Genomic DNA, 17424 nt, shown 5'->3' on the forward strand with positions numbered 1-17424 from the left:
GGCTAATCGCGGGGCGAGCCCGCTCCCACAACTACCTGTGGGAGCGGGCTCGCCCCGCGATGCTCATCATTGATCCAACGCTTGCTGCAAGGCCACCCCGGCCCCCAGCAACCCGGAAAACTCCGCTGTCACCAACCATACCGGCACCCCGGCGAAGTACCCGCTCATGCAACCCTTGTCGGCAAAGCTCGCGGCAAAGCCACTGCGCAGGAACAGCTCGGCAAAGCGCGGTATCACCCCGCCGACGATATACACCCCGCCCCGAGCCCCCAGTGTGAGCACATTGTTGCCCGCCACCCGGCCAAGGAAGCGGCAGAACTGCTCGACCACCGCCAGCGCCCGTGGCTCGTTGGCTAACGCGGCATCAGTGATCTGCGCCGGAGTCTTGTGCCGGGGCGTGTCGCCATCCAGCGCACAAATGGCCTGGTACAACCGCACCAGCCCGCCACCACTGAGCACCGTCTCGGCGCTGACATGGCCAATTTGCCGATGAATCTCCTGATGGATCGCCGCCTCGCGGGCATTGCCCACCGGCAGGTCGACATGCCCACCCTCCCCCGGCAGCGCCAGCCAGTGCTCACCCAGGCGCAGCAGGCTGCCCACGCCCAGGCCAGTGCCGGGCCCGATCACCAACGCCGGACGCGACGGGTCGGCCTGGCCGGCGCAGACCACGCGGAACTCGCCGGCGCGCAGGCGGGTCATGCCCAGGGCCATGGCGGAGAAGTCGTTGATCAGCAGCAGGCGCTCGACCTGCAATGTCTGGCAGAAGGCGCTGCGGCTCAGCCGCCAATGGTTGTTGGTGAAGCGGAATTCGTCGCCATCCACCGGACCGGCCACCGCCAGGCAAACCGCCGCCAGGCCGCCACGGGCAATGCCCTGGTCGGCCAGGTAGGCCTCGATGGCCTGCTCAGGGCTGGTGTAGTCGGCGGTCGCCAGGACCTGGACCGCCTGCAGTTCATTGTCCTGCCACAAGGCGAAACGTGCATTGGTACCTCCGATATCGCCGACCAGCAGGGCTTTCATTCAAGGTGCTCCAGAGCCGAAGTGAAGGCGCTCGCGCCCTTTTCGGCCGAACTGAACGCCACGCGCATGAAGCCGAACAGCTCGCGCCCGCAGCCCAGGTCGTTACCCTTGGGCGGTTCGGGCAGGTCACGGTTGGCCAGCTCCTCGGCCGACACCATGATCCGCAGCGTGCCTTCGACACCATCGACCCGCACGATATCACCATCGCGCACCCGCGCCAGCGGGCCGCCGTCGAAGGCCTCCGGGCACACGTGAATGGCTGCCGGGATCTTGCCCGAGGCACCGGACATGCGCCCGTCGGTGACCAGCGCCACCTTGTAGCCTCGGTCCTGCAGCACGCCGAGGAACGGCGTGAGCTTGTGCAACTCGGGCATGCCGTTGCAACGCGGCCCCTGGAAGCGCACCACGGCGACGAAATCACGCTCCAGCTCGCCGGCCTTGAACGCGTCAGCCAGGGATTGCTGGTCGTGGAACACCCGCGCCGGGGCCTCCACCACCTGATGCTCGCGCGCCACGGCGGACACCTTCATCACGCCACGGCCCAGGTTGCCCTCCATCACCCGCAGGCCGCCCTCGGGCGAAAACGGCCGCGCCACCGGGCGCAGGATGCTCTCGTCCAAGCTGTCCTTCGGCCCCTCGCGCCAGACCAACTGGCCGTCCTCGAGGAACGGCTCCTGGGTGTAGCGGCGCAGGCCATGGCCAGCCACGGTGTTGACGTCCTCGTGCAGCAGGCCCGCGTCGAGCAGTTCGCGAATGAGGAAGGCCATGCCGCCCGAGGCCTGGAAATGATTGATGTCGGCCTTGCCGTTCGGATAGACGTGAGACAGCGTTGGCACCACCTCGGAGAGGTCCGCCATGTCCTGCCAGGTCAGCTGGATGCCAGCGGCCTGGGCGATGGCCGGAATATGCAGGGTGTGGTTGGTCGAGCCGCCGGTGGCGTGCAGGGCGACGATCGAGTTGACCAACGCCTTCTCATCGACGATCTCGCCGATCGGCATGAAGTTGCCGCTGGCCTTGGTCATGCGCGTGACCTGCCGCGCGGCCTCGACGGTGAGGGCATCGCGCAGCGGCGTGTAGGGGTTGACGAAGGACGCGCCCGGCAGGTGCAGGCCCATGACCTCCATCACCAGCTGGTTGGTGTTGGCGGTACCGTAGAAGGTACAGGTACCCGGGCCGTGGTAGCTCTTCATCTCCGACTCGAGCAGTTGCTCGCGGGTGGCCTTGCCCTCGGCGTAGCGCTGGCGCACGTCGGCCTTCTCCTTGTTGGAGATCCCCGAGACCATCGGCCCGCCTGGCACGAAGACAGTCGGCAAATGGCCGAAGCGCAGCGCCCCCATCATCAGGCCGGGGACGATCTTGTCGCAGATGCCCAGCATCAGCGCGGCGTCGAACATGTTGTGCGACAGGGCGATGGCAGTGGACATGGCGATCACCTCGCGGCTGGCGATGGCCAGCTCCATGCCCGGTTCGCCTTGTGTCACGCCATCGCACATGGCCGGCACGCCACCGGCGAACTGGCCCACCGAGCCGATGTCGCGTAGCGCCTGCTTGATCTGTTCGGGAAAGTGCTGGTACGGCTGATGCGCCGAGAGCATGTCGTTGTACGCCGAGACGATGGCCACGTTGGCGGCGTTCATCAAGCGCAGGGTCTGCTTGTCCTCACCACCGCAAGCGGCCACGCCATGGGCGAAGTTGGCGCACTGCAAGCTGGCGCGCATGGGTCCGTCACTGGCCGCACCGCGGATCAGCTCGAGATAGCGTTCACGGGTGCGGCGGCTGCGGGCGATCAGCCGTTCGGTGACCTCAAGGATGCGCGGGTGCATGTACTGGACTCCAGGCTAACGGTAAGGGCGGTCTCACCGGGCATTTTCCCTCCAAACGATTGCGACCTAGGCTCTAGATAGACGTGCCTGGCATGTTCGAAGAGGGGCTGACCCGACCACTCGTTGTATGTTTAAACAAAATACTGCCAGCAAAAAGGCTTGTTTTCTATCACTCGATGAATAATCTTGTAATTCCAACAACAAAACCGTTTCAGTGAAGCTACTCTTTGTGCCACAGGCTTCACCTGACTGCCAGAGGTAACGCCATGACTCTTCGCATCGCCATCAACGGCTTCGGTCGCATCGGACGCAACATCCTGCGTGCACTCTACACGCACGGCTACCGTCAGGACCTGCAGGTCGTCGCCATCAACGACCTGGGCGACAGCGCGATGAATGCCCACCTGCTCAAGTTCGACAGCGTCCACGGCACCTTCGACGCCACGGTCGAGTCCGACCACGAGAGCCTCACCGTCAACGGCGACCGTATCGCCGTCAGCGCCATCCGCAACCCCGCCGAACTGCCTTGGAAAGCCCTGGCCATCGACGTGGTGTTCGAATGCACCGGGCTGTTCACCGAACGCACAAAGACTGCTGCGCACCTGGCCGCAGGGGCCACCAAGGTAATCGTCAGCGCGCCGGCCAAGGGCGCCGACGCCACCGTGGTGTACGGGGTCAACCACGACGTGCTGCGCGCCTCGCACCAGGTCATCTCCAACGCCTCCTGCACCACCAACTGCCTGGCGCCGGTCGCCCAGGTGCTGCACCGCGAATTCGGCATCGAGCAGGGTCTGATGACCACCATCCACGCCTACACCAACGACCAGGTGCTCACCGACGTCTACCACACCGACCCATACCGCGCGCGCTCGGCCACCCAGTCGATGATCCCGAGCAAGACCGGCGCCGCCGAGGCCGTGGGCCTGGTGCTGCCGGAACTGGCCGGCAAGCTGACGGGGATGGCGGTAAGGGTGCCGGTGATCAACGTGTCGCTGGTCGACCTCACCGTCAACCTCAAGCGCGAGGTAACGGCGGAGGAGGTGAACCAGGTGTTCCTCGAAGCCAGCCGCCACTCCCGTGTGCTGGGTTACAACGCGCTGCCACTGGTATCGTGCGACTTCAACCACAACCCGTTGTCGTCGATCTTCGACGCCAACCACACCCGCGCCAATGGCCGCATGCTCAAGGTGCTGGCCTGGTACGACAATGAGTGGGGCTTCTCCAACCGCATGCTGGACAACTGCCTGGCGTTGTTCAACGCGAAGTAACCATCGACCTCAAGGCCGCGCTGAACCTGTAGGAGCGCCTTTAGCCGCTCCTACAGCGCCCTGTGCGACATCCTCAGTCTTTACCTCCTCATGACATTTCCCCACTTGACCCGAAGCATGGATGATACGCATTATCATTAACCCCAAAGCGGTCAGGTTTCCCCGTGAGTCAGTCCCGGTTCAACTCAGTCTTCCTCAACCAGCGCCTCACGTTGCTGCGCACCCTGCAGCGCATGGTGGGCAACCCCAGTACCGCCGAGGACCTGCTTCAGGAAACCTACCTGCGGGTCACCCGCGCGTTGGGCGAACGACCCATCGAGCACCTGGAACCCTTCGTCTTCCAGACCGCCCGCAACCTCGCCCTGGACCATCTGCGCGCCCGCCGGGTGCAGGCCCGCACGCTGATCGACGACGTCCCTGAGCAGGTCCTGCACAACGTCGCCGCCCCTGCAGGCAATAGCGAAGATGCCGCCCATGCCGAGCAGTTGCTCAAGCACCTCAGCGTCAGCCTCGGCCAGTTGACCGAGCGCCAGCAGCGCATCTTCATCCTCAGCCGCCTGCACGGCGCCAGCTACCTGGAGATCGCCGAGCAACTGAACGTCTCGGCCAGCACGGTGCAGAAGGAACTGAAACTGATCATGGCCATCTGCATGGGCGTGGCCGACCGGCACCAGTGACAGCACCGCTCGCCAGGCCACCCGCGCAAAGCCCTTGCCATGCATCGGGTCTGCACTGATCATGCGCAAAAAAGCCCGCCGCAAGGACCCTCCGTGACCGACCAGCCCCCTCCTCGCCCGACACCCGCCGCGCCTGACGCCCGTGCCCGTGCCCGCGAAGAGGCGATGGACTGGCTGATCCGCCTGCAGTGCGCCGACGAAAGCGACACCCAGGCCTTCGAGCACTGGCTCGGCGCCGAGCCGGAAAACGCCGAGGCTTACGTTGAGGCCGAGGCGCTATGGAACGGTGCGCCGCTGCGCCAGGCCGCCGGCCAGTTGCACCAGCAGCGCCGCCATACGGTCGGCGGGCGCCTGCGCCGCCACTGGAAGCCCCTGGCCACTGCCGCCATGCTGTTGGTCGGGCTGTTCACCTTCGGCAACCTGCCGTTGCGCCTGCAGGCCGATCACCTGACCGTGGTCGGCGAGCGTCAGCGCCTGCAACTGGACGATGGCGCCAAGGTACTGCTCAACACCAATTCGGCCTTCGCCAGCGATGTGCGTGACGGGCGCCAGGTGGCCCGCCTGCTACAGGGCGAGGCGTACTTCCAGGTGTCCGATGGTGGCCAACCCGCACTGGAAGTACAGGCCGGCCCGTTGCGCGCCAGTGTGCGCGACACCGACTTCGCCGTGCGTTATCTCGACGGCCAGGCCCAGGTGCGCGTGCAGCGCGGCGATGTCGACTTGCAGGCGGCCAGCGATCAGCGCATCCGCCTCAGCGCCGGCGACAGCATCAGCGTCGGCCCCGACGGCTTCGGCCAGCGCCAGCGCCCAGACCTGCGCAAGGAGCTGGCCTGGATCGAGGGCCGCCTGGTGTTCGAGAACTGCCCGCTGAGCCAGGTGCTGGCCGAGGTGCGCCGCTACTACCCCGGCTGGATCATCAACCACAATGAACGCCTCGAGCAGGTTGCCGTCACCGGCAACTACCGCCTCGACCAACCCCTTGAAACCCTGCGCGCCCTCGCTCATATCACCTCGGCGCAACTGCACGAATACCCCGCGCTGGTGATTCTCAACTGACCTGAAAGTTTTTTTACGCGATCGCCTTCCCTCGCCCGTCTCGTTATAGCCAATACGATTGATTCTCGTTCGAAAACGAGAACAGCCACTGCCTATAACCCTTCGCGCGACAGGGAGCGCTTTCGATGTCCACTGGTCAAACCCGCCCGTCCTCCATTTCCCGCCGTCGGGGGCAACTGTCGCTGCTGACCCTGGCCTTGCTTGCCAGCGGCGCCATCAGCCTGCCGACGCTGGCCGCCGAACCGGCCCAGGCCAGCAGCCCGCGCATGGGCGACTACCGTTTCGCCATCGCCCAGCAACCACTGGTGTCGGCCGTCAACGCGTTCAGCCAGGTGACCGGCTGGCAGGTCGGGTTCAGCGCGGAGCTGGCCGAGGGCGTGGCGTCGCCAGGCGTACAGGGCTCGCTGGCGCCGGAGGCGGCTCTGCAACGTCTGCTGCGCGGCACCGGCCTGAGCTACCGCAAGATCGGCAACGGCAATGTGGTGCTCGAACGCCAGGCCGCCGGCAATGCCATCGCCCTGCAGCAGGTGACCGTCAGCGCCACCCGCAGCGCCCAGGACGTCAGCCAGGTACCCAGCACCGTCAGCGTGCAGACCCGCGAGCAGCTTGATCGGCAGAACGTCAACGACATCAAGCAACTGGTACGCTACGAACCGGGCGTCTCGGTCGGCGGCGTCGGCCAGCGCAGCGGCCTGAACGGCTACAACATCCGCGGCATCGACGGCGAGCGCATCCTCACCCAGGTCGATGGCGTGTCGATCCCCGACAGCTTCTTCTACGGCCCCTACGCCCAGACCCAGCGCAACTACGTCGACCCGGAGATCGTCAAGCGCGTGGAGATCCTCCGTGGCCCGGCCTCGGTGCTATACGGCAGCAACGCCATCGGTGGCGCGGTGAGCTACTTCACCCTTGATCCCGACGACATCATCAAGCCTGGCAAGGATGTCGGCGCGCGCCTGAAGACCGGCTACAGCTCCGCCGACGAAAGCTGGCTGACCTCCGCCACCGTCGCCGGTCGCCAGGGCGATTTCGACGGGTTGTTGCACCTGAGCCAGCGCAATGGCCACGAAACCAAATCCTACGGCGAACACGGCGGCACCGGCCTGGACCGCAGCGAGGCCAACCCCGAGGACGTGCGCACCACCAACGTGCTGGCCAAGCTGGGCTGGAACTACGCCGACGACGCGCGCCTGGGCTTCACCTACGAGCACTACAAGGATGACCGCGACCAGAACATCCTCAGCGCCGTGGGTGGCCCATTCATTCCGGGCCGTGGCGCCTCGAACATGTACCGCATGCGCCAGGGCAACGACACCGTCACCCGCGAGCGCTTCGGCATCAACCACGAATTCGGCCTCGACAGCCTGGTCGCCGACCACGTGAAGTGGAGCCTGAACTACCAGATCGCCAAGACCGACCAGCGCACCGACGAGCTGTACTTCGCCAGCGGCCGCCAGGTGTTCCGCGACCGCCAGACCACCTACAAGGACCGCCAGTGGGTCTTCGACGGCCAACTCGACAAGGCCTTCAGCATCGGCGCCACCGAGCACCTGCTGACCTACGGCACTACCCTCAAGCATGAGAAGGTTACCGGTTCGCGCAGTGGCACCGGCACCTGCCTTAACGTGGGTGGCACCTGCCGGGCCATCGGCCAGAACAGCCCGAGCGATGGCCAGGTGCTGGTCAGCGACTTCCCGGATCCGACGGTGAACACCTACAGCCTGTTCGCCCAGGATGAAATCCGCTGGAACAACTGGACCTTCCTGCCGGGTGCGCGCTACGACTACACCCGCATGGAACCGAAAATGACCGCCGAGTTCCTGCGCGGTATCCAGGGTACCGGTGCGGCGCCAGGCAGCATCGACGACTCGGACAAGAAATGGCACCGCGTCTCGCCCAAGTTCGGCGTCACCTATGCCTTCAACGACAACTACACCTGGTACGGCCAGTACGCCGAAGGCTTCCGCACCCCGACCGCCAAGGCCATGTATGGGCGCTTCGACAACCCGACCCTGGGCTATAGCGTCGAACCCAACCCGAACCTGGAACCGGAGAAGAGCAAGAGCTACGAGACCGGCCTGCGCGGCAACTTCGAGGCCGGCAACTTTGACGTGGCGGTGTTCTACAACAAGTACCGTGACTTCATCAACGAGGACGCCGTGCAGTCGGCAAACCTTGGTTCGACCTTCCAGGCCAACAACATCAAGCACGCCACCATCAAGGGCGCCGAGTTCAAGGGCCGCCTGAACCTGGACCACTTCGGTGCCGTGCAAGGCCTGTACACCCAGGGCTCGCTGGCCTACGCCCGTGGCCGCAACGACGACACCGGCCAGCCACTGAACAGCGTCAACCCGCTGACTGCGGTGCTGGGCCTGGGCTATGAGCAACTGAACTACGGCGGGTTGGTCAGCTGGACCCTGGTCAAGCGCAAGGACCGTGTCGACGACACCACCTTCTTCGCCCCCGATGGCGCCAGCAAGCAGTTCCGTACCCCGGGCTACGGTGTGCTGGATCTGACCGGCTATTACAAGGTGACCGACGACATCACCGTCAACGCCGGCCTGTACAACCTGACCGACAAGAAATACTGGCAGTGGGATGACGTGCGTGGCTACGACGCGCTGGGTGAAGCGGGCGTGACCCAACCGGCCAACCTCGATCGCCTGACCATGCCGGGGCGTAACTTCGCCATCAACCTGGTGTGGGATATCTGACCGACTGAAATCGGCGTCGGGCACGTGCCCTTTGTAATCGGATGGACTCGCCCCCGCCGAGGCATCACAGTGCCACGGTGGCGTTCTAAAAAGCCAACGGCAGCGAGGGCGAGACCATGAGCAAGCATAGGACGAAGCGCAATTCCCTGTCTTCCAACGATGTAACGCTTTGCCAACATCTGTCAGTCGACCTGGCCAAGCAAGTCTTTCAGGTGGCCGGAGATGACGGTTCCGGGCGCGTCATCTACGAAGATCGAATCAAATCCCGTGAAGCCTTTCATGCGTTCCTGACCAGGCTGCCACCCACCGTGACGGTCCTGATGGAAAGTGGCCCCGGCGCTCAAGCATGGGGGCGTTTGCTACAGGCGCAGGGAACGCCAGTCCGCATCCTGCCCGCGCAGCGAGTGGCGGAGCACCGCAGTGGTGCCAAGAACGATCGTAACGACGCCCATGCCATCTTGCGCGCAGGCCGGGATACCAGCATTGCTGCGGTGCCGATCAAGAGCACTGCCGCTTTGGCGATTCAAGCCTTACACCGCGCCCGCAGAGGCTATGTCAGGCGCCACACCGCGCTAGGCAACCAGATCCGCGGCCTGTTACTGGAACAGGGCGTCGCCCTGGCGCAAGGCGATTTAGCCGTCAGCCACGGTGTACCGCGCATTCTTGAAGATACGACTCAACCATTGCCAGATCTGCTGCGTGAATTGCTCGATGAACTGCTCGCCGAATGGCGCTATCTGAGTGAGCGTATCGCCATCCTGACAGGACGGCTCGAAACAGCGGCGCAGGCCGACAAGGTCGCATGCCGCCTGATGACGATACGCGGTGTCGGCCCGATCATCGCCACAGCGATGCTGGCCAAGCAGCCTGAACCCTCGCGTTTCCCCAATGCTCGACAGTTTGCCGCTTACTTTGGCCTGGTGCCCGACCAGCACAGCAGTGGAAAGAAGGTCAGGCTAGGCAAGATGAGCAAGCGAGGTGACGGCTACCTGCGCAGCATGATGATCCAGGGTGCGCACGCGGTTCTTAGCCATTTGAAGCCTGATTCCGATCAGCCAGACGATCGCCGCCTCTTGCGATGGTTAACTCGACTTGGTCGCAAGGAGGCGGCGATCAGACTGGCTAATCGAAATCTGCGCATCATCTGGGTGCTGCTACAAGGTGAGCAGGTCTACCAACGCCAACCGAACGATCGTCAGGAGCCCGCCATGAGCCACTGACTTACGGTGTTACGCCACCGGGGTGCCGAGCGCCCCAGCCCCTGCTAGTGAACATCGACCCTAGGTAAGACCGTCGCGGATTAATGCCTACGCTCCTACCGGCCCAAGAGGCCTAAATGTAATGGGCATGCTGCGAGCTCACCCCGATGTTGGCCAGAAGCACCAAGCTTCCTCGAATAGGCCTGATACATAGATGCAACCGGGTAACCTTGTTCGAAAAGCAGGTAGACAATGTAGGCGAGTCCATACATAGGAGCGGCTTCAGCCGCGATGCAGACACCGCGGTGCCCGGCACCCGCTTCGCGGGTGATCGCGGCTTCAGCCGCTCCTACTGATCACGGTTCTGACGCCGTTTCATGAGAATGATTTCACTTCGCAGGTGAGGTTTTTTTACTGCCCCGCGTCTTCTGTTTCGTCTTGTCACTAGACGCCCCATTTTCCAAGGATGCCCCATGAACGCCCCTTCCTCCGAGCGCGCCGCCCTGCGCTCCCAGCGCCTCAACCAGATCACCCACGCCCCGCACACCGAACTGGATGCCCTGGTCAAGTCGCACAAGCCGTTCGACACCCGCGAGAGCTTCGCCCGCTTCGTGGTCGCCCAGTACCTGTTCCAATCCGAACTGCAGGCGCTGTACAACGACCCGCAACTGATCGCCATCGTCCCCGACCTGGCCGAGCGTTGCCGCGCCGAGCAAGCGCGCCTGGACCTGGCCGACCTCGACACCGAAGTCCCCGCCCCGGTCACCGGTGCCCTGCAGTCGCCAAGCCTGGGTGAAGCCATGGGCTGGATCTTCGTCTCCGAAGGCTCCAAACTGGGCGCCGCGTTCCTGATCAAGCGTGCCGTGGCCCTCGAGCTGTCCGACAGCTTCGGTGCCCGTCACCTCGGCGAACCGGCCGGTGGCCGCGCCGAAGGCTGGAAGCAGTTCACCCGCATCCTCGACGGCCTGATGCTGTCGGCTGAAGAGGAAGCCGCCGCCGAACGTGGCGCGGTCGCCGCCTTCGAGCGCTTCACCGAACTGCTCAAGCACGCCTACGCGACCGACGCCGCCCTGGCCTGACACGCTTTACCCGGCCGCCCTCCGGCGGCCACACCGTTGCCGTGAGACCATGACCCGAATCGCCCGCTCGAAACTCTCCCGCCTGCTATACGCGATCCTGGCCTATGTCAGCCTGGGGGTCGGCCTGGTTGCCATCGTCATCCCCGGCCTGCCCACCACCGAGTTCATCCTCCTCGCCGCCTGGGCCGCCACCCGCAGCTCGCCGCGACTTTCAGCATGGCTGGAGAACCACCGCCTGTTCGGCCCGATCCTGTACAACTGGCGCAACGGCAAGGTGATCCAGCGCCGGGCGAAAGTCAGCGCCACGCTGAGCATGCTGCTGTGCGCGGGGCTGATGCTGACCTTCCTCGATCACCGCTGGCCGGTGTTCCTCGCCATCGGCGGCATGACCCTGGGTAACCTGTGGATCTGGTCGCGCCCCGAGCGCCCGACCCCGCCCGCCGCCATCGATCTGCAACGCTGAGGCAGTTGCGTCATCGCCCGGGATGTACTGCAATTGGATCCACGAAGGAGGATCCTGCATGCAGCCTTTGCTCGAAACCATCGCTCACGCCCTGACCCTCGATCCATACGCCGTGCGCTGGCAAGGCATCGGCACACTCCCCTCCACATTCGCCATAACCGGCCTGGCCTCGGCCAGCATCGCCGCCACCGGCCTGGCCCTGGCCAAGCTGCTGCAAGGCCAGCGGGACATCTGCCCGTTGGTCCACGTCGACCGTCGCCTGGCCTCGTTCTGGTTCGCCACCAGCCTGCGCCCCCTGGGTTGGGCACCACCGCCCCTGTGGGATGCCATCGCCGGCGACTACCCGACGCATGATGGCTGGATCCGCCTGCACACCAATGCCGCGCATCACCGCGCCGCCGCGTTGAACGTACTCGGCCCGGTGTCCGATCGCGCCGATATGGCCCGGCAGGTGGCACGGTGGGATGCTGAAGCGCTGGAGGCCGCCGTGGTCGAGGCCGGTGGTTGCGCGGCAAGGATGCGCAGCTGGTTGCAATGGTGTGAGCACCCTCAAGGGAGGGCAGTTAACGCGGAGCCATTGATCCTGCGCGAAACCTTCCCCGGCCCATCCCAGCCCTGGCACGGCAGCGAGGCCAGGCCGCTGGCCGGCCTCAAGGTGCTGGACCTCACCCGCATCCTCGCCGGCCCCATTGCCACCCGGCTGCTGGCGGGTTTTGGCGCCGATGTGCTGCGTATCGACCCGCCCGGCTGGGAGGAGCCGGCCGTCGCCGCCGAGGTGACCCTCGGCAAACGTTGCGCACGCCTTGACCTGCACACTTGCGAAGGCCGTCGAATATTCGAGCAACTGCTGGCCGAGGCCGATGTGCTGGTCCACGGTTATCGCGCCGACGCTCTCGAACGCCTGGACCTGGGCGCTGGGTGGCGGCGCCAGCTGAACCCCGGGTTGATCGAGGTAAGCCTGAACGCCTATGGCTGGAGCGGCCCCTGGCGGGACCGCCGCGGTTTCGACAGCCTGGTGCAGATGAGCAGCGGCATCGCCCGCGCCGGCATGCGCTGGCAGCAGGCGGATCGACCGGTGCCGCTGCCGGTGCAAGCGCTGGATCACGGGACCGGCTACCTGATGGCCGCCGAGGTGATACGGGCCCTGGGCGACCGGCTGCGCACTGGCCAGGGCTGCCGCTCGCGGCTGTCGCTGGCGCGCACGGCCATGCTGCTGGTGGAGCACGGGACGATGGACGAGGACCTGCCCTTGGCGCCGGAAACGGCCGACGATCTCGCCCCGCATGTCGAGCGCACGCCCTGGGGCGAAGCGAAGCGGATCAAAGGGCCGCTGAAGGTGGGAGACGCACAGTTGCGCTGGGCCTTGGGCGCCTGTGAACTCGGTTCATCCACAGCCCACTGGAAACGCGCTCTGTAGGAGCCAGCCTTGCTGGCGAATGCAAGGCGCAGCCTTGCCCGGTACACCGAGGTGCGCCCTTCGCCAGCAAGGCTGGCTCCTACAGGCTCAGCAGCCCCGAGGAGAGTGCATACGCCGCCAGTCCCGCACCGACCAGCACCGCCGCGAAGATCAGCTTCTCCCAGGCCGTGAACAACACCTGGCCCTGTTCACGCTTGGCATGGGCGAACAGGATCACCCCCGGTGCATACAACAACGCCGACAACAGCACGTACTTGAGCCCGCCGGCATACAGCAGCCACACCGCATACAACAACGCGATCACCGCCACCAGCAGGTCCTTGCGCCGCAGCCCTGCCTGCCCCTCGTAGCTCTCCCCCCGCAGCGCCAGCAATACCGCGTATGCCGCTGACCAGAAGTACGGCACCAGGATCATCGACGACGCCAGGTAGATCAGGCTGGTGTAGGTACCCGCCGAGAACAGGGTGATCAGCAGGAAGCCCTGGATCATCACATTGGTCAGCCACAGGGCATTGGCCGGCACATGGTTTTGGTTCTCCCGCGCCAGAAAGCGCGGCATGGTCTTGTCGCGGGCGGTGGCGAACAGGATTTCGGCACACAACAGCGCCCAGGAGAGCAAGGCCCCCAGCAGCGAAACCGCCAAGCCGATACTGATCAGCAGCGCGCCCCAAGGCCCGACGATATGCTCAAGCACCGAAGCCAGCGAAGGGTTCTGCAACCCCGCCAGCTCAGGCTGGGTCATCACCCCCAGCGACAGCACGTTGACCAGCACCAGCAACGCCAGCACCCCGAGAAAGCCCACCACCGTCGCCTTGCCCACATCCGAGCGGTGCAACGCGCGCCCGGAATAGACACTGGCGCCCTCGATGCCAATGAACACGAACACCGTCACCAGCATCATGTTGCGCACCTGCTCGAGCACACTGCCGAACTTGGGGTTGCTCAGCCCCCAGATGTCACGGGTGAAGATGTCGGCGCGAAAGGCGAAAGCGGCGATGACGATGAACATCAGCAACGGGACCACCTTGGCCACGGTGGTCACCTGGTTGATGAACGCCGCCTCCTTGATGCCACGCAGCACCAGGAAGTGCACGGCCCACAGCAGCAGCGAGGCACAGCCGATGGCCACCGGCGTGTTGCCTTCGCCGAACACCGGGAAATAGAAGCCCAGGGTGCTGAACAGCAACACGAAGTAGCCGACATTGCCCAGCCAGGCGCTGATCCAGTAGCCCCAGGCCGAAGAGAAGCCCATGTAGTCACCGAAACCAGCCTTGGCGTAGGCATACACCCCGGAATCCAGCTCCGGCTTGCGGTTGGCGAGGGTCTGGAACACGAACGCCAGGGCCAGCATGCCCACCGCGGTGATGCTCCAGCCGATCAGCACGGCCCCGACATCGGCACGCGCGGCCATGTTCTGCGGCAACGAGAAGATCCCGCCGCCAATCATCGAGCCAACCACCAGCGCGATGAGCGCGCCAAGGCGCAATTTCTGTCCTGGTTCGCTCATGGGGTTCCTCGTGCGCGGGCGCGCGTAAACGTATTTACCAACATTATTGTTGCAAGTTTTTTATCAAATCGAGCCATTAAACCTATAGCACTCATAACCGGAATGTCTATGGCATCCCCCTCATAAAAATCACAGTTGTCGAATACTTCACGAGCCGTCTAAACCTGTCGCTATTTACTGTGAAAATTTGCCAAACCCCTAAAACGGTCTAACTTCACAGTTCGCAGGCGAAACGGAGCGTTTGCTCCAGAAGGACACGGAGGTGCCAGCGCACAAGGCCTGCGTCAGAGCTGTCGGCATCCTCCAGGAGGCGCATGAAGGATTTTCTGATCTTCATGCGGGCATGAACTGATCTAAGTCAGCGAATGATCCAGGCGTCAGATTTATTCTGAGGTCAACTTTCTCCTGGTACGGAGTCGTTAAATGTCTGATTCTCCCGGAAAACTAAAACTCGGTGCACTTGTTGCACTTGTCGTCGGCTCGATGATCGGCGGCGGGATCTTCTCGTTGCCACAGAACATGGCCGCCAGCGCTGGCGTTGGGGCCGTGCTGATCGGTTGGGCCATCACCGCGGTGGGCATGCTCACCCTCGCCTTCGTCTTCCAGACCCTCGCCAACCGCAAGCCTGACCTCGACGGCGGGGTGTACGCCTACGCCAAGGCCGGCTTCGGCGACTACATGGGCTTCTCTTCCGCCTGGGGCTACTGGATCAGCGCCTGGCTGGGCAACGTCGGCTACTTCGTGCTGCTGTTCAGCACCCTGGGGTATTTCTTCCCGGTGTTCGGCGAAGGCAACACCCCGGCGGCGGTGATCGGTGCGTCGGTCCTGCTGTGGGCGGTGCATTTCCTGGTGCTGCGCGGCATCAAGGAAGCGGCGTTCATCAACCTGGTCACCACCGTGGCCAAGGTCGTGCCACTGGCCCTGTTCGCCCTGATCTGCCTGTTCGCCTTCAAGCTCGATGTGTTCACCGCCGACATCTGGGCCCTGGGCACGCCGGAGTTGGGCAGCGTGATGAACCAGGTGCGCAACATGATGCTGGTCACCGTGTGGGTGTTCATCGGCATCGAGGGCGCGAGCATCTTCTCCTCCCGTGCGGAAAAACGCTCCGACGTGGGCAAGGCCACGGTCATTGGCTTCGTCACCGTGCTGCTGTTCCTGGTGCTGGTCAACGTGCTGTCGCTGGGCGTGATGACCCAACCGGAACTGGCCAAGCTGCAGAACCCGTCGATGGCCGCCGTGCTTGAACATGTGGTCGGCCACTGGGGCGCTGTGCTGATCAGCGTCGGCCTGATCATCTCGCTGCTGGGGGCGCTGCTGTCTTGGGTGCTGCTGTGCGCCGAGATCATGTTCGCCGCCGCCAAGGACCACACCATGCCGGCGTTCCTGCGCCGCGAGAACCAAAACCATGTGCCGGCCAACGCCTTGTGGCTGACCAACGCCATGGTGCAGATCTTCCTGGTCATCACCCTGTTCTCCAACAGCACCTACCTGTCGCTGATCTACCTGGCCACCTCGATGATCCTGGTGCCTTACCTGTGGTCGGCGGCCTATGCGGTGCTGCTGGCGGTGCGTAGCGAAACCTACGAACAGGCCCTGGCCGAACGCAAGAAAGACCTGATCATCGGCGGCATCGCCCTGCTCTACGCGATCTGGCTGCTGTACGCCGGCGGCGTGAAGTACCTGCTGCTCTCGGCCCTGCTCTACGCCCCTGGCGCGATCCTGTTCGCCAAGGCCAAGCGCGAGGTCGGCCAACCGATCTTCACCAACGTGGAAAAACTGATCTTCGCCGCCGTGGTCGCGGGCGCCTTGGTGGCGGCCTACGGCCTGTACGACGGCTTCCTGACGCTCTGAACCCAAGACTTCGCTTTACAGGAGGATTCACCATGTCCACTGAGAAACAGCAATACGGCGTTCATTCCGAAGCCGGCAAACTGCGCAAAGTGATGGTCTGCAGCCCAGGCCTGGCGCACAAGCGCCTGACCCCGAGCAACTGCGACGAACTGCTGTTCGACGACGTGATCTGGGTCGACCAGGCCAAACGCGACCACTTCGACTTCGTCACCAAGATGCGCGAGCGCGGCGTCGACGTGCTGGAAATGCACAACCTGCTGACCGACATCGTCCAGCAACCCGAAGCGCTGAAGTGGATTCTCGACCGCAAGATCACCTCCGATACCGTCGGCGTCGGCCTCACCAACGAAGTGCGCAGCTGGCTCGAAGGCCTGGAGCCACGTCACCTGGCCGAGTTCCTGATCGGCGGCGTGGCCGGCCAGGACCTGCCGGAAAGCGAAGGGGCCAGCGTGGTCAAGATGTACAACGACTACCTCGGCCACTCCAGCTTCATCCTGCCGCCGCTGCCCAACACCCAGTTCACCCGCGACACCACCTGCTGGATCTATGGCGGCGTGACGCTCAACCCGATGTACTGGCCGGCGCGACGCCAGGAAACCCTGCTGACCACCGCCATCTACAAGTTCCACAAGGAGTTCACCAACGCCGACTTCCAGGTCTGGTACGGCGACCCGGACAAGGACCACGGCAACGCCACCCTCGAGGGCGGCGACGTGATGCCGATCGGCAAGGGCGTGGTTCTGATCGGCATGGGCGAACGCACCTCGCGCCAGGCCATCGGCCAACTGGCGCAGAACCTGTTCGCCAAGGGCGCGGTGGAGAAAGTCATCGTCGCCGGCCTGCCGAAATCCCGCGCCGCGATGCATTTGGACACCGTGTTCAGCTTCTGCGACCGCGACCTGGTCACGGTCTTCCCGGAAGTGGTGAAAGAGATCGTGCCGTTCATCATCCGCCCGGATGAAAGCAAGCCCTACGGCATGGACGTGCGCCGCGAGAACAAGTCGTTCATCGAGGTTGTCGGCGAGCAACTGGGGGTCAAGCTGCGCGTGGTCGAGACTGGCGGCAACAGTTTCGCCGCCGAGCGTGAACAGTGGGACGACGGCAACAACGTGGTGGCCGTGGAGCCCGGCGTGGTCATCGGCTACGACCGCAACACCTACACCAACACCCTGCTGCGCAAGGCCGGGATCGAGGTCATCACCATCAGCGCCGGCGAACTGGGCCGGGGCCGCGGCGGCGGCCACTGCATGACCTGCCCGATCGTGCGCGACCCTATCGACTACTAACGCCCATCGCACCCGGCCGCGCCTACGAGGCGCCGGCCGGACACCTCACCGAATCCAAGGA

13 protein-coding genes are annotated in these 17424 nt (G+C 64.4%); 10 read left to right on the top strand and 3 right to left on the bottom strand.

Features of this window, described 5'->3' with window-relative positions; translation table 11 throughout:
* Window positions 1-66: 66 nt before the first annotated feature.
* Window positions 67-1023 carry a glucokinase gene (locus IM733_RS14225; RefSeq protein ID WP_248917263.1) on the bottom strand — a complete coding sequence of 319 codons (957 nt, stop codon included), beginning with the start codon at window positions 1021-1023 and terminating at the stop codon, window positions 67-69.
* Entirely contained in the window at window positions 1020-2846 is a 1827-nt protein-coding gene (edd, locus tag IM733_RS14230) for a phosphogluconate dehydratase (protein WP_248917264.1), read from the bottom strand. The genes IM733_RS14225 and edd overlap by 4 nt, the downstream gene beginning before the upstream one ends.
* Before the next feature lie 266 nt (window positions 2847-3112).
* Between edd and gap the strand changes: the two genes are divergently transcribed.
* From gap to IM733_RS14270, 8 genes are all read left to right on the top strand, one after another.
* On the top strand, window positions 3113-4114 hold the full coding sequence (gene gap, locus IM733_RS14235) for a type I glyceraldehyde-3-phosphate dehydrogenase (RefSeq protein ID WP_248917265.1): 1002 nt from the start codon (window positions 3113-3115) through the stop codon (window positions 4112-4114).
* Between the two features lie 164 nt (window positions 4115-4278).
* Window positions 4279-4791: an RNA polymerase sigma factor gene (locus tag IM733_RS14240; protein WP_248917266.1), complete on the top strand. Its 513-nt coding sequence runs from the start codon at window positions 4279-4281 to the stop codon at window positions 4789-4791.
* A gap of 93 nt (window positions 4792-4884) precedes the next feature.
* Window positions 4885-5847 carry a FecR family protein gene (locus tag IM733_RS14245; RefSeq protein ID WP_248917267.1) on the top strand — a complete coding sequence of 321 codons (963 nt, stop codon included), beginning with the start codon at window positions 4885-4887 and terminating at the stop codon, window positions 5845-5847.
* Window positions 5848-5972: 125 nt separating this feature from the next.
* The gene (locus IM733_RS14250) at window positions 5973-8561 is read left to right on the top strand and encodes a TonB-dependent receptor (protein WP_248917268.1); all 2589 of its coding nucleotides are present in this window, start codon (window positions 5973-5975) and stop codon (window positions 8559-8561) included.
* A 116-nt stretch (window positions 8562-8677) separates the two neighbouring features.
* Window positions 8678-9781: an IS110 family transposase gene (locus IM733_RS14255; RefSeq protein ID WP_248917269.1), complete on the top strand. Its 1104-nt coding sequence runs from the start codon at window positions 8678-8680 to the stop codon at window positions 9779-9781.
* Between the two features lie 452 nt (window positions 9782-10233).
* A complete protein-coding gene (locus IM733_RS14260) occupies window positions 10234-10839 on the top strand; it encodes a biliverdin-producing heme oxygenase (RefSeq protein ID WP_248917270.1) in 606 nt (201 codons plus the stop codon).
* 49 nt (window positions 10840-10888) lie between these two features.
* A complete protein-coding gene (locus IM733_RS14265) occupies window positions 10889-11302 on the top strand; it encodes a YbaN family protein (RefSeq protein WP_248917271.1) in 414 nt (137 codons plus the stop codon).
* 58 nt (window positions 11303-11360) lie between these two features.
* Window positions 11361-12719 (top strand): CoA transferase, encoded by a 1359-nt coding sequence (locus tag IM733_RS14270; RefSeq protein ID WP_248917272.1) that lies wholly within the window; start codon window positions 11361-11363, stop codon window positions 12717-12719.
* 79 nt (window positions 12720-12798) lie between these two features.
* Here IM733_RS14270 and arcD (IM733_RS14275) read toward each other — a convergent pair whose 3' ends face one another.
* A complete protein-coding gene (gene arcD / locus IM733_RS14275; RefSeq protein WP_248917273.1) occupies window positions 12799-14226 on the bottom strand; it encodes an arginine-ornithine antiporter in 1428 nt (475 codons plus the stop codon).
* Window positions 14227-14649: 423 nt separating this feature from the next.
* On the opposite strand from arcD (IM733_RS14275), the gene arcD (IM733_RS14280) reads away from it, so the two are divergent.
* Both arcD (IM733_RS14280) and arcA read left to right on the top strand, forming a co-directional pair.
* The gene (gene arcD, locus IM733_RS14280) at window positions 14650-16077 is read left to right on the top strand and encodes an arginine-ornithine antiporter (protein ID WP_248917274.1); all 1428 of its coding nucleotides are present in this window, start codon (window positions 14650-14652) and stop codon (window positions 16075-16077) included.
* A gap of 32 nt (window positions 16078-16109) precedes the next feature.
* The gene (arcA, locus tag IM733_RS14285) at window positions 16110-17363 is read left to right on the top strand and encodes an arginine deiminase (RefSeq protein ID WP_248917275.1); all 1254 of its coding nucleotides are present in this window, start codon (window positions 16110-16112) and stop codon (window positions 17361-17363) included.
* Window positions 17364-17424 lie beyond the last annotated feature (61 nt).

This window comes from Pseudomonas entomophila (assembly GCF_023277925.1).
In the GTDB taxonomy this organism is placed as follows: Bacteria; Pseudomonadota; Gammaproteobacteria; order Pseudomonadales; family Pseudomonadaceae; genus Aquipseudomonas; species Aquipseudomonas entomophila_D.